17 protein-coding genes and 1 pseudogene are annotated in these 21,781 nt (G+C 73.1%); 4 read left to right on the top strand and 14 right to left on the bottom strand.

Annotation, left to right across the window (positions count from 1 at the left end):
• Positions 1-56 precede the first annotated feature (56 nt).
• The 4 genes from ruvX to ACFUEL_RS13865 are packed head-to-tail and all read right to left on the bottom strand — an operon-like array spanning position 57 to position 4,133.
• Positions 57-545, bottom strand: coding sequence for a Holliday junction resolvase RuvX (gene ruvX / locus ACFUEL_RS13880; protein ID WP_380236407.1), 489 nt, complete (start codon positions 543-545; stop codon positions 57-59).
• Positions 542-3,208, bottom strand: a complete 2,667-nt coding sequence (gene alaS, locus ACFUEL_RS13875; RefSeq protein ID WP_380236406.1) for an alanine--tRNA ligase — start codon at positions 3,206-3,208, stop codon at positions 542-544. Before alaS ends, ruvX begins: the two co-directional genes overlap by 4 nt.
• Positions 3,208-3,648: a DUF6167 family protein gene (locus tag ACFUEL_RS13870; RefSeq protein ID WP_380236405.1), complete on the bottom strand. Its 441-nt coding sequence runs from the start codon at positions 3,646-3,648 to the stop codon at positions 3,208-3,210. The genes alaS and ACFUEL_RS13870 overlap by 1 nt, the downstream gene beginning before the upstream one ends.
• Positions 3,649-3,653: 5 nt before the next feature.
• Positions 3,654-4,133 (bottom strand): DUF948 domain-containing protein, encoded by a 480-nt coding sequence (locus tag ACFUEL_RS13865; protein WP_380236404.1) that lies wholly within the window; start codon positions 4,131-4,133, stop codon positions 3,654-3,656.
• A gap of 226 nt (positions 4,134-4,359) precedes the next feature.
• Here ACFUEL_RS13865 and ACFUEL_RS13860 point away from each other — a divergent pair, with 226 nt between their 5' ends.
• Positions 4,360-6,525, top strand: a complete 2,166-nt coding sequence (locus ACFUEL_RS13860; RefSeq protein ID WP_380236403.1) for an ATP-binding protein — start codon at positions 4,360-4,362, stop codon at positions 6,523-6,525.
• On the opposite strand, the gene rpsD is transcribed toward ACFUEL_RS13860, so the two are convergent.
• The 4 genes from rpsD to ppk2 all read right to left on the bottom strand — a co-directional run bounded on the left by rpsD (position 6,513) and on the right by ppk2 (position 10,279).
• A complete protein-coding gene (rpsD, locus tag ACFUEL_RS13855; protein ID WP_363598997.1) occupies positions 6,513-7,127 on the bottom strand; it encodes a 30S ribosomal protein S4 in 615 nt (204 codons plus the stop codon). The genes ACFUEL_RS13860 and rpsD overlap by 13 nt on opposite strands.
• 321 nt (positions 7,128-7,448) lie before the next feature.
• Positions 7,449-8,798, bottom strand: coding sequence for a replication-associated recombination protein A (locus ACFUEL_RS13850; RefSeq protein ID WP_380236401.1), 1,350 nt, complete (start codon positions 8,796-8,798; stop codon positions 7,449-7,451).
• A gap of 50 nt (positions 8,799-8,848) precedes the next feature.
• Complete coding sequence (locus ACFUEL_RS13845) at positions 8,849-9,472, bottom strand: L-threonylcarbamoyladenylate synthase (protein ID WP_380236400.1); 624 nt, start codon at positions 9,470-9,472, stop codon at positions 8,849-8,851.
• 9 nt (positions 9,473-9,481) lie between these two features.
• On the bottom strand, positions 9,482-10,279 hold the full coding sequence (ppk2, locus tag ACFUEL_RS13840) for a polyphosphate kinase 2 (RefSeq protein WP_380236408.1): 798 nt from the start codon (positions 10,277-10,279) through the stop codon (positions 9,482-9,484).
• A gap of 279 nt (positions 10,280-10,558) precedes the next feature.
• Here ppk2 and ACFUEL_RS13835 point away from each other — a divergent pair, with 279 nt between their 5' ends.
• Positions 10,559-11,524: a LysR family transcriptional regulator gene (locus ACFUEL_RS13835; protein ID WP_380236399.1), complete on the top strand. Its 966-nt coding sequence runs from the start codon at positions 10,559-10,561 to the stop codon at positions 11,522-11,524.
• On the opposite strand, the gene ACFUEL_RS13830 is transcribed toward ACFUEL_RS13835, so the two are convergent.
• The 4 genes from ACFUEL_RS13830 to ACFUEL_RS13815 all read right to left on the bottom strand — a co-directional run bounded on the left by ACFUEL_RS13830 (position 11,497) and on the right by ACFUEL_RS13815 (position 15,952).
• Positions 11,497-12,003, bottom strand: a complete 507-nt coding sequence (locus ACFUEL_RS13830; protein ID WP_380236398.1) for a GNAT family N-acetyltransferase — start codon at positions 12,001-12,003, stop codon at positions 11,497-11,499. The genes ACFUEL_RS13835 and ACFUEL_RS13830 overlap by 28 nt on opposite strands.
• Before the next feature lie 171 nt (positions 12,004-12,174).
• Positions 12,175-13,965: an aspartate--tRNA ligase gene (aspS, locus tag ACFUEL_RS13825; protein WP_380236397.1), complete on the bottom strand. Its 1,791-nt coding sequence runs from the start codon at positions 13,963-13,965 to the stop codon at positions 12,175-12,177.
• Positions 13,962-15,233 carry a histidine--tRNA ligase gene (gene hisS / locus ACFUEL_RS13820; protein ID WP_380236396.1) on the bottom strand — a complete coding sequence of 424 codons (1,272 nt, stop codon included), beginning with the start codon at positions 15,231-15,233 and terminating at the stop codon, positions 13,962-13,964. Before hisS ends, aspS begins: the two co-directional genes overlap by 4 nt.
• A gap of 11 nt (positions 15,234-15,244) precedes the next feature.
• The gene (locus ACFUEL_RS13815) at positions 15,245-15,952 is read right to left on the bottom strand and encodes an MBL fold metallo-hydrolase (RefSeq protein ID WP_380236395.1); all 708 of its coding nucleotides are present in this window, start codon (positions 15,950-15,952) and stop codon (positions 15,245-15,247) included.
• A gap of 228 nt (positions 15,953-16,180) precedes the next feature.
• Between ACFUEL_RS13815 and ACFUEL_RS13810 the strand changes: the two genes are divergently transcribed.
• Both ACFUEL_RS13810 and ACFUEL_RS13805 read left to right on the top strand, forming a co-directional pair.
• A complete protein-coding gene (locus ACFUEL_RS13810) occupies positions 16,181-16,927 on the top strand; it encodes a peptidylprolyl isomerase (RefSeq protein WP_380236394.1) in 747 nt (248 codons plus the stop codon).
• Between the two features lie 208 nt (positions 16,928-17,135).
• A complete protein-coding gene (locus ACFUEL_RS13805; protein ID WP_380236393.1) occupies positions 17,136-18,365 on the top strand; it encodes a DUF349 domain-containing protein in 1,230 nt (409 codons plus the stop codon).
• Positions 18,366-18,437: 72 nt separating this feature from the next.
• On the opposite strand, the gene ACFUEL_RS13800 is transcribed toward ACFUEL_RS13805, so the two are convergent.
• Together ACFUEL_RS13800 and ACFUEL_RS13795 are read right to left on the bottom strand one after the other, a co-directional pair.
• Complete coding sequence (locus ACFUEL_RS13800; protein ID WP_380236392.1) at positions 18,438-19,238, bottom strand: hypothetical protein; 801 nt, start codon at positions 19,236-19,238, stop codon at positions 18,438-18,440.
• Positions 19,239-19,323: 85 nt separating this feature from the next.
• Positions 19,324-21,615 (bottom strand): annotated as a pseudogene (locus ACFUEL_RS13795) (RelA/SpoT family protein); the annotation flags it as partial.
• Between the last annotated feature and the right edge of the window lie 166 nt (positions 21,616-21,781).

The raw sequence follows: 21,781 nt of genomic DNA, 5'->3' as shown, positions 1-21,781 counted from the left end.
GTCCGTGGGGACGCGCGTCCGCACGGACCCTCTACCGGGAAGCTAGCCCGTACCGATCAGATGACCGGCTCGACACTCTCGCCGGGCGCCCGACCGCTCACCCGTTCGGTCTCAAGGGCCGACTGCAGGATCACCACGGCGGCGGCCTGGTCGATCACCGAGCGGCCCTTCTTCGAGGAACGCCCGGAGGCGCGCAGCCCGGCGGCGGCGGTGACGGTGGTCATCCGCTCGTCCACCAGCCGCACGCCGACGGGGTACAGCAGGCCGGCCAGCCGGCCCGCGTACTCGCGGACCTTGGCGGCGGCCGGGCCCTCCTTGCCGTTCAGCGAGCGCGGCAGGCCGACCACCACCTCGACGGCGTCGTACTCCTCGACGATCGCCTTCAGCCGGGCCTGCGAGCGCCCCCCGGCGGGGACGGTCTCCACCGGCGTGGCGATCAGCCCGTCGGGGTCGCAGACCGCGACCCCGATCCGGGCGTCGCCCACGTCGACGGCGATCCGCCGGCCGCGCCGGAAGACCTTCTCCTCCACGGGCTGTTCACTCACGCGCGCTCGGCCACCAGTGCCCGCACGGCCTCGATGGCGTCCGCGACGGCGGCCGGGTTCGTGCCGCCGCCCTGCGCCACGTCGTCCTTGCCGCCACCGCCGCCGCCGAGGGTCTTGGCCGCGGCGCGGACCAGCTCGCCGGCCTTGATGCCGCGGCCGCGGGCGTCCTCGTTGGTGGCGATCACGGTCAGCGGGCGGTCGTTCGCGACGGTGAACGCGGCGACCACGGCCGGGCGGGAGCCGAGCCGGGCCCGGACGTCCAGCACCAGCTTGCGCAGCTCGTCCGCGCCGGTGCCGTCACCGACCCGGGCGGCGACCAGGGCCACGCCCCGGACGTCCTCGGCGCCCTCGGCGAGGCCCGCGGCGGCCGCGAGGACCTTCTCCGCGCGGAACCTCTCGATCTCCTTCTCGGCGTCCTTGAGCTTGGCGAGCATCCCGGAGATCTTCTCCGGCAGCTCCTCCGGGCGGCCCTTGACCAGCTCGGTCAGCTGGGAGACCACGGTGTGCTCGCGGGCCAGGAACTTGTACGCGTCGACGCCGACCAGCGCCTCGACGCGGCGCACGCCGGAGCCGATCGAGGACTCGCCGAGCAGCTTCACCAGGCCCAGCTGGGCGGTGTTGCCGACGTGCGTGCCGCCGCACAGCTCCTTGGAGAAGTCGCCGATGGTGACCACGCGCACCGAGTCGCCGTACTTCTCGCCGAACATCGCGATGGCGCCCTGCTTGCGGGCCTGGTCCATCGTCATCACCTCGGCGGTGACGTCGAGCTCGCGGACCAGCACCTCGTTGATCTTCTGCTCGACGTCGGTCAGCACCGAGCCGGGGACGGCGGCGGGCGAGCCGAAGTCGAAGCGGAAGCGGCCCGGCGCGTTCTCCGAGCCGGCCTGGGCGGCGGTCGGGCCGAGCGCGTCGCGCAGCGCCTGGTGGGTCAGGTGGGTGGCCGAGTGGGCGCGCGAGACGGCGCGGCGGCGGTCGGTGTCGATGGTGGCGTACGCGGACGCGCCGAGCACCACCTCGCCGAACAGCACCCCGCCGGAGTGCACGATCACGCCGGGCACCGGCTGCTGGACGTCCCGGACCTCGACGACCGCGCCGGAGTCGAGGCGGATCCGGCCGTGGTCGGCGAGCTGGCCGCCGCCCTCGGCGTAGAACGGGGTGCGGTCGAGGATCAGCTCGACCTCGTCGCCCTCGGTGGCCGCGGGCGACGGGACGCCGTCCACCAGCAGGCCGACCACGGTGGCCTCGCCCTCGGTGTGGGCGTAGCCGGTGAAGACGGAGGCGCCGGCCCGGTCGGCGACCTCGCGGTACGCGGCGACGTCGGCGTGGCCCATCTTCTTCGCCCTGGCGTCGGCCTTGGCGCGGTCGCGCTGCTCCTGCATCAGGCGGCGGAAGCCGGCCTCGTCGACCTGGAGGCCCTGCTCCTCGGCCATCTCCAGGGTCAGGTCGATCGGGAAGCCGTAGGTGTCGTGCAGCTTGAACGCCTGCTCGCCGGAGAGCACCGCGCCGCCGGACTGCTTGGTCTCGGTGACCGCGGCGTCCAGCAGGCTGGTGCCGGAGCGCAGCGTCTGCAGGAAGGCGTTCTCCTCGGCGACGACGACCGTCTCGATCCGCTTGCGGTCGCTCTCCAGCTCCGGGTACTGCGGGGCCATCGCCTTGATCGAGATGTCGATCAGGTCCTTGGCCACCGGCTCGGTGGCGCCCAGCAGCCGCATGTTGCGGATCGCCCGGCGCAGGATGCGGCGCAGCACGTAGCCGCGGCCCTCGTTGCCGGGGGTGACGCCGTCGCCGACCAGCATCAGCGCGGTGCGGAAGTGGTCGGTGACCACGCGCAGCGAGACGTCCGACTTGTGCTCGGCGCCGTAGGTGTGGCCGGTGAGCTCGGCGGCGCGGTCGAGGATCATCCGCGAGGTGTCGATCTCGAAGAGGTTGTCGACACCCTGCAGGACGGCGGCCAGGCGCTCCAGGCCGAGGCCGGTGTCGATGTTCTTGCTCGGCAGGTCGCCGAGGATCTCGAAGCCGTCCTTGCCGTCGCCGTGGCCGCGCTCGTACTGCATGAAGACCAGGTTCCAGATCTCCAGGTAGCGCTCGCCGTTGACCGCCGGGCCGCCCTCCTCGCCGTACGCGGGGCCGCGGTCGTAGTTGATCTCCGAGCACGGGCCGCACGGGCCGGGGACGCCCATCGACCAGAAGTTGTCCTTCATGCCCAGGCGCTGGATCCGCTCGGACGGGACGCCGATCACCTCGCGCCAGATCTGCTCGGCCTCGTCGTCGTCCTGGTAGACGGTGATCCAGAGCTTCTCGGGCTCCAGGCCGTAGCCGCCGTCCGCCACGGAGCCGGTCAGCAGCTCCCAGGCGAACTTGATGGCGCCTTCCTTGAAGTAGTCGCCGAACGAGAAGTTGCCGCACATCTGGAAGAAGGAGCCGTGCCGGGTGGTCTTCCCGACCTCCTCGATGTCCAGGGTGCGCACGCACTTCTGCACGCTGGTGGCGCGCGAGAACTGCGGCTTGATCTCACCCAGGAAGTACGGCTTGAAGGGCACCATGCCGGCGTTGACCAGCAGCAGGGTGGGGTCGTCGGCGACCAGCGAGGCCGACGGTACGACGGTGTGGCCGCGCTCCTCGAAGAAGCGCAGCCAGCGGCGGCGGATCTCTGCCGACTCCATCAGTGGGGGTCCTTCCGATCGGTCGTGCGGCCCGGCAGCTCGCGCTGTCGGGGCTTGGCAACGATGGTCTGGGGGGTGGTGCGGCGCTCGGTGCGCGGGGACGGGGGCAGGGCGGCGGCCGGGGAGCCCGGGGCCGCCGAGATAGCTCGGGCCCCGTCGTCGGCGGCCGCCGACCCGCTCAGCGTCCGGCGGCGCGGCGGCTCGACCACCGCGGTGCCGTCCAGGCCGAGGTCGGCGCGCAGCTCGCGCTCGCGCTCGTCCATGCCGGAGCGGACGTCCCGGGCGAAGCGCTTGGCGGCGTCGCCGAGCCGGAGGGCGCCGCGGGCGGCGGTGCCGGACAGCGAGTCCGGGGTGAGGCGGTGCACCGCCTCGTTGGCCCTGTTCACGGCCCAGACCGTGGCGCCCGCGCCGACGGCCATCCAGAAGATCCTGCGCACCATCGCGGTCAGCCCCTCACGGCCCGGCGGACCTTGGCCAGCAGCCCGCGGCGCGGCGCCGCCTGGGCCCGCACCTCGGCCCGGATCATCCGGGCCAACTCCTCGCGCTCACCGGCCTGCTGGGGCACCGCGGCCGCCCCGGCCCGCTGCCGGGCGACGGCCTTGCGCACGCCGTGGCTGAACGCGGCCGCCTTCACCAGCGGGCCGCCCAGCGTCGCGGCCACGGTGGACGACAGCGCCTTGGCGTCGGCCGCCGCGTCCTGCACGTTGGCGGTGATCTCGTCGACCCGCTCCAGCTGCTCGTGCGCGCTGCGGACGGCCGCGTTGGCGTCCTCCAGCAGCGGCACGGCCTGCTCGGTGACGGCGGCGACCAGCACGGTCGCCTCCCGCAGCACCTTGGACAGCCGCACCAGCACCACGGCGAGCAGGGTGACCAGGACCGCCCAGAAGACGGCGACCAGCAGCCCGGCCAGCTCTCCCACGGACACCTTCGCGCGCTCCCTCGGCCGTGATTGCTTAAGTCTACGAGTTCCGTCGAACCCTATCGCGACGGCGGCCCGTTCCCCGACCGGTATATCCGCCGGTGGGCCCGCTCCCCGGCCCGGCCGGGTGCGCGGACACCGCGCGTAACCTACCGTCAGGTCACCTCGTTGGGGGTTTGGCTCGCGGAGCGCGGGCCGGTGGGTTCCGGGTTTCCTAGCGACGGGGGCGTCCATGGGCAGCACGTCGGCAGCGCCGGGAAAGCGGGGGCGGCTCCCGGCCGAGGTCACCAGTTTCGTCGGCCGGGCCGCCGAACTCGACGCGCTGGCCGCCCTGGTCGGCCGGGCCCGGCTGGTCACGGTGACCGGGCCCGGCGGCGTCGGCAAGTCGCGGCTGGCCCTGCGCGCCGCCGCCCGGCTGGCCGGGGGCTTCCCGGACGGCGCGCACCTGGCCGAGGTCGCCCCCGTGCAGGACCCGCTGCTGCTGGGCCACGCCGTGCTGGAGGCGCTCCGGCTGACCGACCACACCGCCCGCCCGCCGCTGGACGTCCTGGTCGAGCAACTCGCCGACCGCGAGGCCCTGTTGGTGCTGGACGGCTGCGAGCACCTGGTCGACGCCTGCGCCGAGCTGGTGGACGCGCTGCTGCGCGCCGCCCCCGGCCTGCGGGTGGTCGCCACCTCGCGGCAGTCGCTGCGCGCCGCGGGCGAGCACCTGCTGCCGCTCGCCCCGCTGCCCTACGAGCCGTCCGGCGGCCGGGCCGAGGCGGAGGCGGTGCTGCTGTTCGCCGACCGGGCCGCCGCCGTGCTGCCGGGCTTCCGGCTGGAGCCCGGCAACCGGGACGGGGTGGCGCTGCTGTGCCGCCGGCTGGACGGCATCCCGCTGGCCCTGGAACTGGCGGCCGGCCGGCTGCGCGCGCTGTCCGTGGAGCAGTTGGCGGCCCGCCTGGAGGACCGCTTCCGGCTGCTCACCGGCGGCGACCGGACGGCTCCGGCCCGGCACCACACGCTGCGCACCGCGATCGGCTGGAGCCACGAACTCTGCACCATGCAGGAACGTTTACTCTGGGCCCGCCTCTCGGTCTTCGCCGGCGGCTTCGACCTGGACGCCGCCGAGTACGTCTGCGCCGGGCACGGCCTGGACGCCGACGCCGCCCTGGAGCTGGTCGAGTCGCTGGTCGACAAGTCCGTCCTGGACCGGCTCGACACCGACGGCACCGTCCGCTTCCGGATGCTCGACACCCTGCGCGAGTACGGCGCCGGCTGGCTGCGGGCGAGCGGCGACCGGCCGCGGCTGCTGCGCCGCCACCGCGACTGGTACCTCGGCGTCGCCACCTGGGGCGAGGTCGAGTGGTTCGGCCCCCGGCAGGCCGAGACCGCCGAGCGCACCCGGCTCGCCCACGCCAACCTGCGCGCCGCGCTGGAGTTCTCGCTCGCCGAGCCCGGCGAGGAGCAGCTCGCCCTCGTACTGGCGGGCACCCTCTGGTACTTCTGGGTCGGCACCGGCCACCTCGGCGAGGGCCGGCACTGGCTCGACCGCGCCCTCGCGCTCGCCCCGGAACCCACCGACGCCCGGGCCAAGGCGCTCTGGGTCACCGGCTACCTGGCCACCCTCCAGGGCGACCTGGACCGGGCCCGCCCCGCCCTGGAGGAGTGCCGCCGCCAGGCCCTGGAGACCGGCGACGGCCGGGCCCTGGCCTACGCCGTCCACCGGCAGGGCTGCGCCGCCCTGATCGGCGACGAACCGGCCCGCGCCGCCGAGCTGTTCGAGGAGGCGCTGTGGCACTACGACGCGCTCGGCGAGCTCAACTCCAACGTCCTGATGGCGATGTTCGAACTCGCCCTCGCCCACCTCTTCCAGGGCGACGAGGAGAGCGGCCGGACGTGGGTCGAGCGGGTCCGGGAGATCTGCGAGGAGCACGGCGAGCAGTGGGCGTACGGGTACTGCCTGTACGCGATGGCCTTCGCCCGGCGGCAGGGCGGTGACCTGCGCCTGGCCCGGGCCCTGGCCCGCGAGTCGATGCGGCTCAACCACCTGTTCCGCGACCTGCTCGGCATCGTGCTGACGATGGACCTGCTGGCGCTGCTGGCCACCGAGGGCCCGGACGCCGACCTGCACGAGGCCCGGGTGCTGCAGGGCGCCGCGCACCGGCTCTGGCGGGCCGTCGGCACCCCGTTCTTCGGCTCCCGCTCGTTCAACGGCCCGCACCTGGAGAGCGAGCGGCGCACCCGCGACGGCCTGACCGAGCAGGAGTACGAGGCGGCCTTCCGGCTCGGCTCCCGGCTCGACCTGGACGCCGCGGTGGGCCGCGCCCTCGTCGGCCCCGCCGCGGGGCCGGAACGGGAAACGCCCCCGCGGTCCGAGGACCGGGGGGGCGTTCCGCTCGCGGGTCAGCGCGAGTAGTACTCGACGACGAGCTGCTCGTCGCAGACGACCGGAACCTCGCGGCGCTGCGGCGCGCGGTCCAGGCGGAAGGCCAGGGCCTTCAGGTTGACCTCGAGGTACTTCGGGGTCTGGCCCTCGCCGGCGTTGCCGCCCTCGCGAGCCACCTGGAAGGGGACCTTCTCCTTGGACTTTTCCTTCACCGTGACGACGTAGCCCGGCTTCAGCTGGAACGAGGGCTTGTTGACCTTCGCACCGTTGACCTGGATGTGGCCGTGCACGACCATCTGGCGGGCCTGGTAGATGGTGCGGGCGATGCCCGAACGCAGGACCAGGGAGTCGAGGCGGACCTCGAGCAGGCCGACCAGGGCCTCGCCCGTCTTGCCCTCGACCTTCTTGGCGGCCTCGAAGGCACGCGCCATCTGCTTCTCGCTGAGGTCGTACTGCGCGCGCAGACGCTGCTTCTCGGTCAGACGGACCTTGTAGTCAGAGTTCTGCTTGCGGCCGCGGCCGTGCTGGCCGGGCGGGTACGGACGGGCCTCGAAGTACTTGACGGACTTCGGGGTCAGCGGAACGCCGAGAGCACGGGCGATCTTGACCTTGGGGCGCTTCTGGTTCGCCATGTTTCCTTTTCCTGTTCAGTTACGGCTGTCACCAGGTGTTGACGGAGGACGCTCCTCGCGGTCCGGAGAAAAACCGCCCGTCGCCGGGTGGTCAGCCGCTCTCCGCGACCGGGCACTATGTGCTTGCACACGAGAGGCCCACCGACCGGTGAGGGTGGTGGGCTGCCCGCGACACCGAAGGCCGGTGCGCGCCGCTCCTGGGGGAACTCCCTCGCGGGAGGCCCCGGTTCGGTGCCCCGCTGGTGCGGCCGGTCGTTCCTCGCGGAACCCCGGGCCCGGGACACACTGCGAGCCAGTCTACAGGCTCCGGACGGGCCGGCTTCACTCCCCCGCGAGCCGGGCCCTGGTCCACTCCGCGATGTCCGCGTACCGGGCCTCGCCGCCCCGCCTGGTCGGCTTGTAGTACTCCTTGCCGTGCACCTCGTCCGGCGCGTACTGCTGGGCGGCGATGCCCTCCGGCAGGTCGTGCGGGTACTGGTACCCCTTGCCGTGCCCGAGCTTCTTCGCCCCGCCGTAGTGCGCGTCCCGCAGGTGCGGCGGCACCGCCCCGGCCAGGCCCTGCCGGACGTCCGCCAGGGCGGCGTCGATGGCCAGGTACGCGGCGTTCGACTTGGGCGCCAGGGCCAGCGCGATCGCCGCCTGGGACAGGATGATCCGCGCCTCGGGGAAGCCGATCAGCGCGACCGCCTGGGCGGCGGCCACCGCGGTGGGCAGCGCCGTCGGGTCGGCCAGCCCGACGTCCTCGCTGGCGGAGATCATCAGGCGGCGGGCGATGAACCGCGGGTCCTCCCCGGCCTCGATCATCCGGGCCAGGTAGTGCAGCGTGGCGTCCACGTCGCTGCCGCGGATCGACTTGATCAGCGCGCTGGCCACGTCGTAGTGCTGGTCGCCGTCCCGGTCGTAGCGCACCGCGGCCTGGTTGACGGCCGTCTCGGTGGCCGCCAGGGTCAGCACCTTCTCGCCCTGCTCCAGCGCCGCGCCGGCCGCCGCCTCCAGCGTGGTCAGCGCCCGCCGGGCGTCTCCCCCGGCCAGGCGCACCAGGTGGTCCTCGGCCTCCGGGCTCAGCTCCACGCCGCCGCCCAGGCCCCGCTCGTCGACGGTGGCGCGGCGCAGCAGCGCCCGGACGTCCTCGTCGGTGAGGGACTCCAGGGTCAGCAGCAGGGAGCGCGAGAGCAGCGGGGAGATCACCGAGAAGTACGGGTTCTCGGTGGTCGCGGCGATCAGGGTGACCCAGCGGTTCTCCACCGCGGGCAGCAGGGAGTCCTGCTGGGCCTTGGAGAAGCGGTGGATCTCGTCCAGGAACAGCACGGTCTCCCGGCCGCTCATCCCGACGGCGCGCCGGGCCCCGTCGATCACCGCCCGGACCTCCTTGACGCCGTGGGTGATCGCCGAGAGCTCGACGAACCGGCCCTCCACCGCCCGGCTGATCACGTGCGCCAGCGTGGTCTTGCCCGTCCCGGGCGGGCCCCAGAGGATCACCGAGCTGGTGGCCGCCGGGCCCTTGGCCCCGGCGACCAGCCGGCGCAGCGGCGAGCCGTCCTTGAGCAGCTGCCGCTGGCCGGCCACCTCGTCCAGCGTCCGCGGCCGCATCCGCACCGCGAGCGGGGCGCGCCCCGGCTCGGAGCTCTGGCGTTCCTCGGCGGCGTGCGTGAAAAGGTCGGGCTCGTCCACGCTCCGAGCCTATGCGAGGGCACCGACAGCGCGGGGCGCCGGGGCGCGCCCTACTGCTCGAAGCGCTCCGGGTCCCCCGCGCCGTGGCGGACGATCTCCGCCACGCCGTCCGAGAAGTCGACCACCGTGGTCGGCACCGTCCCGCAGTCGCCGGAGTCGACCACCGCGTCCAGGACGTGGTCGAGGCGCTCCTTGATCTCCCAGCCCTGGGTCATCGGCTCCTCCTCGTCGGGCAGCAGCAGGGTGCTGGAGACCAGGGGTTCGCCGAGCTCGGCCAGCAGGGCCCGGGTGACGGCGTGGTCGGGGATGCGGATGCCGACGGTCTTCTTCTTGGGGTGGAGCAGCCGGCGCGGCACCTCCTTGGTGGCGGGGAGGATGAAGGTGTAGCTGCCGGGGGTGGCGGCCTTGACGGCGCGGAAGACGTTGTTGTCCAGCTGGGCGAACCGGCCCAGCTGGGCGAAGTCCTGGCACATCAGGGTGAAGTGGTGGCGCTCGTCGAGCCGCCGGATGGTGCGGATCCGGTCGAGGCCGTCCCGGTTGTCCAGGCGGCAGCCGAGCGCGAAGCAGGAGTCGGTGGGGTACGCGATGAGGGCACCGTCCCGGATGCTCGCCACCACGGTGGAGATGGTGCGCGGCTGGGGCGTCTCGGGGTGCACGTCGAAGTACTTCGCCATTGCTCGACCCTACTGCCCGGCCTGCGCCAGCACCGCCGCGGCGTGGTCGAAGACGTACTTCTGGAGGTCGCGCGGGGGCCGCTGGTAGCCGCGCGGCTCGGGGCGGGGCGGCAGGGCGACCGCGGGCTTGACCACCTCGTGGTACGGGACGCTGGAGAGCAGGTGGGCGATCATGTTGATCCGGGCGCGGCGCTTGTCGTCGCTCTCGACGACGTTCCAGGGTGACTCGGGGAGGTCGGTGTGGACGAACATCTCGTCCTTGGCCCGCGAGTAGTCCTCCCAACGGGTGATGGACTCGACGTCCATCGGGGAGAGCTTCCACTGCCGCATCGGGTCGTCGAGCCGGTCGCGGAAGCGGCGCTCCTGTTCGACGTCGCTGACCGAGAACCAGTACTTGCGCAGCAGGACGCCCGCCTCGATCAGCATCCGTTCGAAGGTGGGGCACTGGTGCAGGAACTGCCAGTACTCCTCGTCGGTGCAGAAGCCCATCACCTTCTCGACGCCGGCCCGGTTGTACCAGGAGCGGTCGAACAGGACCATCTCGCCGGCCGCCGGGAGCTGTTCGACGTAGCGCTGGAAGTACCACTGGCCGCGCTGGCGCTCGGTGGGGGCCGGGAGGGCGGCGATCCGGGCGATCCGGGGGTTGAGGTACTCGGTGACGCGCTTGATGGCGCCGCCCTTGCCCGCCGCGTCGCGGCCCTCGAAGACGACCACCATCCGGACGCCCTCGGTGCGGACCCACTCCTGCAGCTTGACCAGTTCGCGCTGGAGGCCGAGCAGTTCGGCCTCGTAGAGCCGCTTGGGCATCCGCTCGGCCCGGCCGGGCTTCTTCCCCGCCCTGCCCGCCCTGCCCGTCTTCCCCGCCCTGCCGCCCTCGGCTGCCGCCACTGCGTGCCTCCGCTCACCGTGCCGCCGACGATCCCCCAGGCTAGGCCGCGGCGGGCGTCCGCGCAGGTCGAGCGCCTTCCCCCGGCCCGGCACCGGCGGCCCCCCGTACCGCCGGTGCCGGTCGCGCCGGGGAAGGCCGGACAACTGTGCGACACCCCGGGTGGCCGGGTCCAATGCCTCGGTCCATAACCTGGGGGCATGGATGTGGACACCCGGATGTTGCGCTACCTGGCGGTGGTGGGCGAGGAGGGGCAGCTGACCGCGGCCGCGGCCCGGCTGGGGGTCAGCCAGCCGACGCTGACCAAGCAGGTGCGGGCGCTGGAGCGGGAGTTGGGGGTGGAGCTGTTCCGGCGCTCGCGGGCCGGGGTGGTGCCGACGGCGGCGGGCGCGGAGCTGCTGGCGCACGCCGCGCCGCTGCTGGCCGGCTGGGAGGAGGCGCTGCGGGCGACCAGGCGGGCGGCGGCGGAGGCCGGCGGGGAGCTGCGGGTGGGCTTCGAGGGGTCGACGATCAACCTGCTGGGCCGGGCCGCGGTGGAGGACTTCGCCCGCCGGATGCCGGGCTGGCGGGTGCGGATGCGGCAGAACAACTGGTTCGACGAGTCGTCCGGCCTGGCCTCGGGCGAGCTGGACCTGGTGCTGTGGCACGCCCCGGCGTGGGTGGCCGAGCAGTACGCGCACGTGCTGCTGGGCACCGAGGAGCGCTGGGTGGTGCTGGCGGCCGACCACCGGCTGGCGGCCCGGTCCGCGGTGGACGCGGCGGAGCTGTGGGACGAGCCGTTCGTGGCCGTCCCGGAGCAGGCCGGGGTGTGGCGCGACTACTGGCTGGGCGCGCCGGAGCGCGGCGGGCGGCCGGCCCGGATCGGGGCGGTGGCGCACAACTCGGACGAGTGGATGGCCGCGGTGGCCTGCGGGCAGGGGGTGGGCTTCGCACCGCGTTCGGTGGGCCGCTGGGCGGGCCGTCCGGACGTGCGCTGCCTGCCGGTGCGCGGGCTGAGTCCGAGCCTGGTGGGGCTGTTCCGGCTGCCGGGGCGGGCGGCGACACCGGCCATGGAGGCGTTCGCCGAGTCCTGCCGGCTGCACCTGGAGGTGCAGTTCCGGGCGACCGGTGGCGGCCGGTCGGCCACGGACGCCGGCGCTCAGACCTCCGCGAACGGCGCGGGGTAGCGGCACACGCCGTGCGGGACGCCGTCGGCGCCGGGCAGCGGCAGGGCCTGGAAGTACCCGTCGGGCACGTCGAACGGCCCGGTGATGCGGTGCCCGGAGGCGGGGGTGAAGCCGAACCGGCCGTAGTAGCCCGGGTCGCCGAGCACCACCACGACGCGTTCGCCGGCCGCGGCGGCGGCCTCCAGCGCGGCCCGCACCACGGCGGTGCCGACGCCCTTGCGCTGCCACTCGGGGGCGACCGCGACGGGCGCCAGCGCGAGGCCCTTGCCGTTGCCGATCCTCAGCCGGGTGAGCAGCGCGTGGCCGATGACCACTTCGCGTCCGTCCACCGCGACCAGGGAGAGGGCGGGCAGCCAGGCGGCGTCGCGGCGCAGTGCGTCCACCAGGTCCGCCTCTTCGGGGCCTGGGAAGGCCGCCATGTGCACCCGCCGGGTCTCGGCGGTGTCGGTGGGGAGTTCAACTCTGGTTCGTACGGTCATCCTTGACCCTTCTTGCGCTCTGCACCCCGTTGTGCAGCGTTCCGGGTGGTGCAGCATTCCGGCCCCGGGCGGTGGCAGCCTACTCCTGGTGGGCGCGCACCGGCCGGGGCCGGAACAAATCGTGATCTTCCGGATGCCCCGTCAGGTTTCGGCGGGGCGTCCGACGGTGCGTCAGGCGGTGGGCTCGGCCTCCGTCTTGGCGCTCTCCTTGGCCTTGGGCTGGGCGTCCACGCCAGCCTCGCGGCGCTGGGCCGGGGTGATCGGGGTGGGGGCGCCGGTCAGCGGGTCGCCGCCGGTGGAGGTCTTCGGGAAGGCGATGACGTCCCGGATGGTGTCGTAGCCGCCCAGCAGGGTGACCACGCGGTCCAGGCCGAGCGCGATGCCGCCGTGCGGCGGCGGGCCGTAGTTGAAGGCGTCCAGCAGGAAGCCGAACTGGGCGGCCGCCTCCTCCTCGGAGAGGCCGATCGCGTCGAACGCCCGCTTCTGCACGTCCCGCTGGTGGATGCGGATCGAACCGCCGCCCAGCTCCGAGCCGTTGAGCACCAGGTCGTACGCGTTGGAGAGCGCGCTGCCCGGGTCGGTGTCGAAGGTGGCGAGCGACTCGGCGGTCGGCGCGGTGAACGGGTGGTGCACGGCGTGCCAGCCCTGGAACTCGCCCTTGTCGTCCTCGATCGGCTCGAACATCGGGAAGTCCACGACCCAGAGGAAGGCCCACTGGGACTCGTCGATCAGGTTGCAGCGGCGGCCGATCTCCAGGCGGGCGGCGCCCAGCAGCTCCTGCGAGGCGGTCTTCTTGCCGGCCGCGAAGAACACCGCGTCGCCGGGCTTGGCGCCGGCCGCGGCGGCCAGGCCGGACAGGTGCTCCTCGGACAGGTTCTTGGCTACCGGGCCGCGCAGCTCGCCGGTCTCGGCGTCCACCAGGACGTAGGCGAGGCCGCGGGCGCCGCGCGCCTTGGCCCAGTCCTGCCAGGCGTCGAGCTGCTTGCGGGGCTGCGAGGCGCCGCCGGGCATCACGACCGCGCCGACGTACGGGGCCTGGAAGACCCGGAACCCGGTGCCCTTGAAGTACTCGGTCAGGTCGGTGAGCTCCTGGCCGAAGCGGACGTCCGGCTTGTCGGAGCCGTAGCGGGACATCGCGTCGGCGTAGGACAGGCGGGGCAGCGGGTCGGGGATCTCGTACCCGTGCACCTCCTTCCAGATCCGGCCGACGATCTTCTCGCCGAGGGCCAGCACGTCCTCCTGGTCGACGAAGGACGCCTCGATGTCGAGCTGGGTGAACTCCGGCTGCCGGTCGGCGCGGAAGTCCTCGTCGCGGAAGCAGCGGGCGATCTGGTAGTAGCGCTCCATGCCGGCCACCATCAGCAGCTGCTTGAACAGCTGCGGGGACTGCGGCAGGGCGTACCAGTGGCCCGGCTGGAGGCGGACCGGGACGAGGAAGTCGCGGGCGCCCTCGGGGGTGGAGCGGGTCAGGTACGGGGTCTCGATGTCGAGGTAGTCGTTCTCCTCCATCACCGTGCGGATGATGTGGTTGACCTTCGAACGCAGCCGCAGCGCGCGGGCCGGGCCCTCGCGGCGCAGGTCGAGGTAGCGGTAGCGCAGCCGCACCTCCTCGTTGACCGAGCCGGGCTCGTACTCGGCGACCTGGAACGGCAGCGGCGCGGCCTCGGACAGCACCTCGATCGACTCGACGACGACCTCGACGGCGCCGGTCGGGATCTCCGGGTTCTCGTTGCCCTCCGGGCGGACCCGGACCTCGCCGACCACCTTGACGCAGTACTCGGAGCGCAGCCCGTGCACCGACTCCAGGTCGCGGACCACGACCTGCACGGTGCCCGAGGCGTCCCGCAGGTCGATGAAGGCCACGCCGCCGTGGTCGCGGCGGCGGGCCACCCAGCCGGCCAGGGTGACGGTGGTGCCGGCGTGCTCCGCGCGGAGCGTGCCCGCGTCGTGCGTGCGGATCACAGCTGCTTCTCCTTCAGGGTGGTGACGAGCGCCTCAAGGGCGACGGGGGTCTGCTCGCCGGACTCCATGTCCTTGAGCTGGACCACGCCCTCGGCGAGGTCCCGGTCGCCCGCGATCAGGGCGTAGCGCGCACCCGACCGGTTGGCGGACTTCATGGCGTTCTTGATGCTCTTCACGCCGAAGGCCAGGTCGGTGGCGACGCCGGCCCGGCGCAGCTCGACCACCTTGGCGAACAGCACGTTCTTGGCCTCCTCGCCGAGCGCCACCGCGTACACCTCGGTGGTGGCGGGCAGGTCGAGGACGACGCCCTCGGCCTGGAGCGCGAGGTAGGTGCGGTCCACGCCCAGGCCCCAGCCGACCGAGGGCAGCGCCGGGCCGCCGAGCATCTCGGACAGGCCGTCGTAGCGGCCGCCGCCGCCGATCGCGGACTGCGCGCCCAGGCCGCCGTGCACGAACTCGAAGGTGGTGCGGGTGTAGTAGTCCAGGCCGCGCACCAGCTTCGGGTCGTCGACGAACGCGACGCCCGCGGCGGTGAGCAGTTCGCGGACCTTCTCGTCGTACGCCTTGCAGTCCTCGCACAGGTAGTCGCGCAGCCTGGGCGCGTCCGCCAACTGGGCCTGCACGGCCTCGCGCTTGTCGTCCAGCACGCGCAGCGGGTTGATCTCCGCGCGGCGGCGGGTGTCCTCGTCCAGGTCGAGGCCGGAGAGGAACTCGACCAGCGCGGCGCGGTAGACCGGGCGGCACTGCTGGTCGCCGAGCGAGTTGAGCAGCAGGCGGTAGTCGCGCAGCCCGAGCGCGCGGAAGGCGTCGTCGGCCAGGATGATCAGCTCGGCGTCCAGCGCCGGGTCCTCGGCGCCGATCGCCTCCGCGCCGACCTGCGAGAACGCCCGGTAGCGGCCGGCCTGCGGCTTCTCGTAGCGGTAGAAGGTGCCGGAGTACCGGAGCTTGACCGGCAGGTTGCCGAGCTTGTGCAGGTTGGCCTCCAGCGCGGCGCGGACCACCGAGGCGGTGCCCTCCGGGCGCAGCGCGAGCGACTCGTTGCTCTCCGGGCGCTTGGCGAGGGTGAACATCTCCTTGGTGACGATGTCGGTGGACTCGCCGACGCCGCGGGAGAACAGCTTGACGTCCTCGAACACCGGGGTCTCGACGTAGCCGTAGCCGGCCCGGCGCAGCGGCGCGGAGAGGGCCTCGCGGATCGCCAGGAAGGCGGCCGAGTTGACCGTCGGGAGCAGGTCGTAGGTGCCCTTGGGGGCGGTGAAGGTGCTCAACTTCTCTTCCGTCACATTCCTCGTCGCGGGAAGGCCGGCGCGCCCGGCGCACCGCCCGCCTGCTGGAGGTAGGGGTTGGTGGCGCGCTCTCGGCCGATGGTGGTCTGGGAGCCGTGGCCGGAGAGCACCACGGTCGCGTCGTCGAGGGGCAGGCACACCCGGGCCAGCGAGCGCATGATCGCCGCGCTGTCTCCGCCCGGGAGGTCGGTACGCCCGATGGAGCCGGCGAACAGCAGGTCGCCCGAGAACAGCACCGGCGGAACCTCTGCCGATGCGGGCGTCCTGAACGTCACCGACCCCCCGGTATGGCCGGGGGCGTGGTCGACGGTGAGGTGCAGCCCGGCGAGCTCCAGCACGCCGCCGTCGGTCAACTCGCGGACGTCGTCCGGCTCGCCGACGGTGATCGAGCCCATCAGCTGCTGCCCGAGCGAGCGGCCGAGCGCCTTCTCCGGGTCGGCCAGCATGTAGCGGTCCTCGGGGTGGATCCAGGCGGGGACGCCGCGCGCACCGCAGACCGGGACGACCGAGGCGACGTGGTCGATGTGCCCGTGGGTGAGCAGCACCGCGACCGGCTTGAGCCGGTGCTCGCGTACCAACTCCTCGACGCCGCCCGCCGCTTCGTGGCCCGGATCGACGATCACGCACTCCTCGCCGGCGGCGGGTGCGACCAGGTAGCAGTTGGTGCCCCAGGCCCCGGCGGGGAATCCGGCGACGAACACGCGAGTCCTTACGTTTCATGGCGGCGGTCTGCTTTTCCCCCGCAGCCTACCGGCGGCACCGGGCCCCGGGCGAACCGGTTACCTGGCGCGTTCAGCCGTTTCTCATGTCGCTCTCATGTCGAGCTGATCCCGTACTGACGCGCGGGGTCCTTACACTTGGCCGCCGACGGGTGCGATGATCCGCACACGACAGCGGCAACTACCCCCACAGCTCAGGAGACGCGTCCGGTGGTCAGCAGCGAACAGCGGCGGCGGCAGCTCGCCCGTGACAAGTACGAGCGCCAGATGCAGGCGCGCGCCGAGGCGGCCGCCAAGCGCAAGAAGCGCAACGCGGTCGTCGCCTCGGTCCTGGCCGTCCTGGTGGTCGCCGGTGTCGCGACCGTGGCCGGTGGCGTGTTCGACGGGAAGAAGGAGGAGAAGAAGCCCTCCGCCGCACCCTCCCCGTCCGTCTCCGGCAAGCAGTGGGCCGCCGAGCCCGCGATGACGATCGACACCGCGGCCAAGTACACCGCGAAGATCTCGACCTCGCAGGGCGACGTCACCCTCTCGCTGGACGCCGCGAAGGCGCCGCACACCGTCAACTCCTTCGTGTTCCTGGCCGGTCAGCAGTTCTGGGACAACACCAAGTGCCACCGCCTGACCACGCAGGGCATCTACGTCCTGCAGTGCGGCGACCCGACCGGCACCGGCCGGGGCGGCCCGGGTTACCAGTTCGCCGACGAGAACCTGCAGGGCGCGACCTACCCGGCGGGCACCGTGGCGATGGCCAACTCCGGCCCGAACACCAACGGCAGCCAGTTCTTCCTGGTCTACCAGGACACCAAACTGCCCGCCAACTACACCCCGTTCGGCACCATCACCGGCGGCATGGACGTGCTGAAGAAGATCGCCGACGGCGGCGCCGAGGGCAGCACCGGCGACGGCGCTCCCAAGCTCCCGGTCAACGTCACCGGCATCACCACCGCCAAGGGCTGAGCCCGCCGCGAAAATCGACCGGCGCCGGATGCGGACAGCACCGGCGCTGGTCGCCTATGTTGCTGTTGTATAGGGTGCCCTGACCGTCGGCCGTCACCCCCGGCTCAACCCAACGACGGCTCGGGACGGCGGACTCCATCGGTCCGCCGCACATCAACTGTGGACGACGCTCCCGCCCGTGGGCGTGGCGTCATGTGGAGGAGGCGCTGTGAGCAGCGACCCGTGGGGCCGTGTCGACGAGCAGGGGAACGTCTACGTGAGGACGGCCGACGGCGAACGCCAGGTCGGCTCCTGGCAGGCCGGCTCCCCCGAGGAGGCCCTCGCCTACTTCGAGCGCAAGTTCCAGGGCCTGGAGGCGGAGACCGCCCTCCTCGAGCACCGGGTGCGCAAGACCGACCTCGCCGCCAAGGAGGCGCAGACCGCGCTGGAGCACCTGCGCGCGCAGGTCGCCGAGGCGCACGCGGTCGGCGACCTGGCCTCGCTGGCCGCCCGCCTGGACACCCTGGCCGGCGAGATCGAGACCCGGCAGAGCGAGCGCAAGGCCGCCCGGGCCAAGGCCCAGGAGGAGACCCGCGCCGCCAAGGAGGCGCTGGTCGCCGAGGCCGAGCAGCTCGCCGAGTCCAACCAGTGGCGGGAGGCCGGCGACCGGCTGCGCGCCCTGGTCGACAGCTGGAAGGCGCTGCCGCGGCTGGACCGCAAGAGCGACGACGAGCTGTGGCACCGCTTCTCGCACGCCCGCTCGGTGTTCTCCAAGCACCGCAAGGCGCACTTCGCGGCGCTCGACTCGGAGCGCGAGAGCGCCCGCGCGGTGAAGGAGAAGCTGGTCGCGCAGGCCGAGGCGCTGTCCGGCTCCACCGAGTGGGGCCCGACCGCCGCCGCCTACCGGGACTTGATGACCCAGTGGAAGGCCGCCGGCCGCGCCCAGCGGGACGCGGAGGAGGAGCTGTGGGCCCGCTTCCGCGGCGCCCAGGACGTCTTCTTCCAGGCCCGGTCCGGCGCGTTCTCCGAGCGCGACGCCGAGCAGGGCGAGAACCAGAAGGCCAAGGAGGAGCTGCTGCTCGAGGCCGAGGCGATCCTGCCGATCACCGACCTGAAGGCCGCCAAGGCCGCGCTGCGCTCGGTCGCCGAGCGCTGGGAGGCCATCGGCCACGTCCCGCGCGACGCCCGCCCGAAGCTGGACGGCCGGCTGAACGCGGTGGAGCGCGCCGTCCGCGAGGCCGAGGAGGCCGAGTGGCAGCGCTCCAACCCGGAGGCGCGGGCCCGGGCCACCGGCATGACCGCCCTGCTGCAGGCCGCCGTGGACAAGCTCCGCGCCGACCTGGACAAGGCACGGGCGACGGGCAACACCTCGAGGGCCGCCAAGCTGGAGGCCGAGCTGGAGGGCCGCCAGGCGCTGCTGGACCAGGCGCAGAAGTCGCTGCAGGAGTTCACCTCCTGACCGGCTGACGCCGCCGCGGGGCCCCCGTCCGGGTCGGACGGGGGCCCTTCGCATGCTCGGACCAGGCCGGCGTCAGACCAGGCTGGCGGTGGGGGCGGGCGACTGCAGCTGGTCCAGGTCCAGGCTCTGGTCGGGCCCGGGGGTGGCGCTGGGCACCGGGGTGCCGAAGTCGCTGAACTCGACCGCGCCGGTGGCCTTCTCCAGCTTCAGCGGCACGGGCGAGCCGGTGGTGGCCACGTACATGGTGCCGGTGCCGGTGTCGGAGTCGGCGGTCAGGGCGAGCGCCGGGCGGCCGGCCACGGTGGCCGGGGCGCCCTTGGCCAGGCCGCTGTCGGCGCCGCCGAGGCTGTCGGCCAGCGCGCCCAGGTCGCACAGGCTGCCGATCTCGCCGAAGTCCGGGTTGTCGCTGGTGGTCTTCAGGTACCGGTCGCCGACCAGCTGGGCCATCGCCTCCCCGCCGTGGCTCTGCCAGAACTCCCGGTCCGGTTTGACCCACAGGTCCGGCCCGGACTTGACCACCTGGAAGCTGCCGGTGCCGCTCTGGCTGAGCGTGCCGGTGCAGTCGCCCGAGGTGTCCATCCGCAGGTCCATGTCGATCCGCGAGCCCTCGCCGCTCACCGACCCGGCCGCCCGCACCGCGCCGGCGTCCTTGAGGGCCTGCACCGCCCGTTGCAGCACCTGGTCGGCGGGCAGCTGCGCCACCCCGTTGTCCCCGGCCGCGGAGGCCGCCGCCGCGGACGCCGTCACCGTGCTGCCGCTGCCGGTGCCGGTCGCGGAGGCCCCGGCCGGGCCTCCCGAGCCGCCGCACCCGGCCACCAGGGCGGCGGCCAGCGCCGCACCCGTCACCGCCGTCGCCACCCGTATCGCGTGCACGCTGCCTCCCGGAAAGCCGACCGCCCCCACCCGGCCAGTGTCGGCGGGGCGGGGGCGGGCGGCGACCGGAGCGGGCGGCTCCCGGCTACTTGTTGCGGGCCGAGGTGACCCGGTAGACGTCGTACACGCCCTCGACGCCGCGCACCGCCTTGAGCACGTGGCCCAGGTGCTTGGGGTCGCCCATCTCGAAGGTGAACCGGCTCATCGCGACCCGGTCCCGGGAGGTCTGGACGGCCGCCGACAGGATGTTGACGTGCTGGTCGGAGAGCACCCGGGTGACGTCCGAGAGCAGCCGGGAGCGGTCCAGCGCCTCCACCTGGATGGCGACCAGGAAGACCGAGGACTGGGTGGCCGCCCACTCGACCTCGATCATCCGCTCGGGCTGCTGCTGGAGGGACTCCACGTTGACGCAGTCCGCCCGGTGCACCGAGACGCCGTTGCCGCGGGTGATGAAGCCGACGATCGGGTCGCCGGGCACCGGCGTGCAGCAGCGCGCCAGCTTCACCCAGACGTCGTCCACGCCCTTGACGATGACGCCCGGGTCGCCCTTGGCGCGGCGGCGCATCGCGCGCGGCTGGTGCGAGGGGGTGGCGGTCTCGGCGAGGTCCTCGACCGCGCCCTCCTCGCCGCCCATCGCCTGGACCAGCTTCTGCACGATGGCCTGCGCGGCGACGTGGCCCTCGCCGATCGCCGCGTACAGCGAGGAGATGTCCGGGTAGCGCATCTCGTGGGCCAGGGTGACCAGCGAGTCCCCGGTGAGGATCCGCTGGATCGGCAGGCCCTGCTTGCGCATCGTCCGGGCGATCGACTCCTTGCCCTGCTCGATGGCCTCCTCGCGGCGCTCCTTGGAGAACCAGGCGCGGATCTTGTTGCGGGCCCGGGGCGACTTGACGAAGCTCAGCCAGTCCCGGGACGGGCCGGCGTTCTCCGCCTTGGAGGTGAACACCTCGACGGTGTCGCCGTTCTCCAGCGTCGACTCCAGCGGCACCAGGCGGCCGTTGACCCGGGCGCCGATGCACCGGTAGCCGACCTCGGTGTGCACCGCGAACGCGAAGTCCACCGGGGTGGCCTGCGCGGGCAGCGCTATCACGTCGCCCTTCGGGGTGAAGACGAACACCTCGTTGCTGGACAGGTCGAAGCGCAGCGACTCGAGGAACTCGCTCGGGTCCTCGGTCTCCTTCTGCCAGTCGAGCAGCTGCCGCAGCCAGGCCATCTCGTTGACCGCGTCGGCCTTGTCGTGCTGCCGCCCGTGGGTGGGCGTGTCGGTGCGCACCTTGGAGGCGCCGGCCACCGCCCGCTGCTTGTACTTCCAGTGCGCGGCGATGCCGTACTCGGCGCGCCGGTGCATGTCGAAGGTGCGGATCTGCAGCTCGACGGGCTTGCCCCCGGGACCGATCACCGTGGTGTGCAGCGACTGGTACATGTTGAACTTGGGCATCGCGATGTAGTCCTTGAACCGCCCCGGCACCGGGTTCCACCGCGCGTGGATGGTGCCCAGCGCCGCGTAGCAGTCGCGGACGGTGTCGACCAGGACCCGGATGCCCACCAGGTCGTAGATCTCGGCGAAGTCCCGGCCCCGGACGATCATCTTCTGGTAGACCGAGTAGTAGTGCTTGGGCCGGCCGGTCACCTGCGCGGTGATCCGGGCCCCGCGCAGGTCGCCCTGCACCTGGTCGATCACGGTGGCCAGGTACTCGTCCCGCTTGGGGGCGCGCTCGGCCACCAGCCGGACGATCTCGTCGTACATCTTGGGGTAGAGGATGGCGAAGGCCAGGTCCTCCAGCTCCCACTTGATGGTGTTCATGCCCAGCCGGTGCGCCAGCGGGGCGTAGATCTCCAGCGTCTCGCGGGCCTTCTTCTCCTGCTTCTCCCGCTTCAGGTAGCGCATGGTGCGCATGTTGTGCAGCCGGTCGGCGAGCTTGATCACCAGCACCCGCGGGTCCTTGGCCATCGCCACGACCATCTTGCGGACGGTCTCCGCCTGCGCGGCCTCGCCGAACTTGACCCGGTCCAGCTTGGTCACGCCGTCGACCAGCAGCGCCACCGAGTCGCCGAAGTCCTGCCGGAGCGTCTCCAGGCCGTAGTCGGTGTCCTCGACGGTGTCGTGCAGCAGCCCGGCCATAAGGGTGGGCGCGTCCATCCCCAGCTCGGCCAGGATGGTCGCCACCGCCAGCGGGTGGGTGATGTACGGGTCGCCGCTCTTGCGCTTCTGGCCGCGGTGCCACTTCTCGGCGACGGCGTACGCCCGCTCGATGTCCTTCAGCAGCCCCGGGTCGGCCTTGGGGTCGTTGGCCCGGATCGTCCGGAACAGCGGTTCCAGCACCGGGTTGACCATCGAACTGCGCTGACCGCCCAACCGGGCGAGCCGGGCCCGCATCCCGCCCTGCGAGGGACGGGAACTGGCGGCAGCGGCCGTGGGCACAACCTCGTCGGGCAAGGACACTCCTACGTCGGATCAACCTTCATCGTACCGACCGCGCACGCCCGCGCGGCGGCGCGTCCGCCCGGGTACGGGACCGCCCGGGAACGGATCCGTTCCCGGG

This window comes from Kitasatospora sp. NPDC057198, from assembly GCF_042670125.1.
Lineage (GTDB): Bacteria > Actinomycetota > Actinomycetes > Streptomycetales > Streptomycetaceae > Kitasatospora.
The sequence above is the reverse complement of the archived record's forward strand: the minus strand, read 5'-3'. Positions and strand labels throughout refer to the sequence as shown.

Bases quoted from the DNA above. Each gene is read 5' to 3' on its own strand.
- alaS (WP_380236406.1), bottom strand. From the start codon at position 3,208: ATGGAGTCGGCAGAGATCCGCCGCCGCTGGCTGCGCTTCTTCGAGGAG.
- ACFUEL_RS13870 (WP_380236405.1), bottom strand. From the start codon at position 3,648: ATGGTGCGCAGGATCTTCTGGATGGCCGTCGGCGCGGGCGCCACGGTC.
- ACFUEL_RS13860 (WP_380236403.1), top strand. From the start codon at position 4,360: ATGGGCAGCACGTCGGCAGCGCCGGGAAAGCGGGGGCGGCTCCCGGCC.
- rpsD (WP_363598997.1), bottom strand. From the start codon at position 7,127: ATGGCGAACCAGAAGCGCCCCAAGGTCAAGATCGCCCGTGCTCTCGGC.
- ACFUEL_RS13845 (WP_380236400.1), bottom strand. From the start codon at position 9,472: ATGGCGAAGTACTTCGACGTGCACCCCGAGACGCCCCAGCCGCGCACC.
- ppk2 (WP_380236408.1), bottom strand. From the start codon at position 10,279: ATGCCCAAGCGGCTCTACGAGGCCGAACTGCTCGGCCTCCAGCGCGAA.
- ACFUEL_RS13835 (WP_380236399.1), top strand. From the start codon at position 10,559: ATGGATGTGGACACCCGGATGTTGCGCTACCTGGCGGTGGTGGGCGAG.
- ACFUEL_RS13830 (WP_380236398.1), bottom strand. From the start codon at position 12,003: ATGACCGTACGAACCAGAGTTGAACTCCCCACCGACACCGCCGAGACC.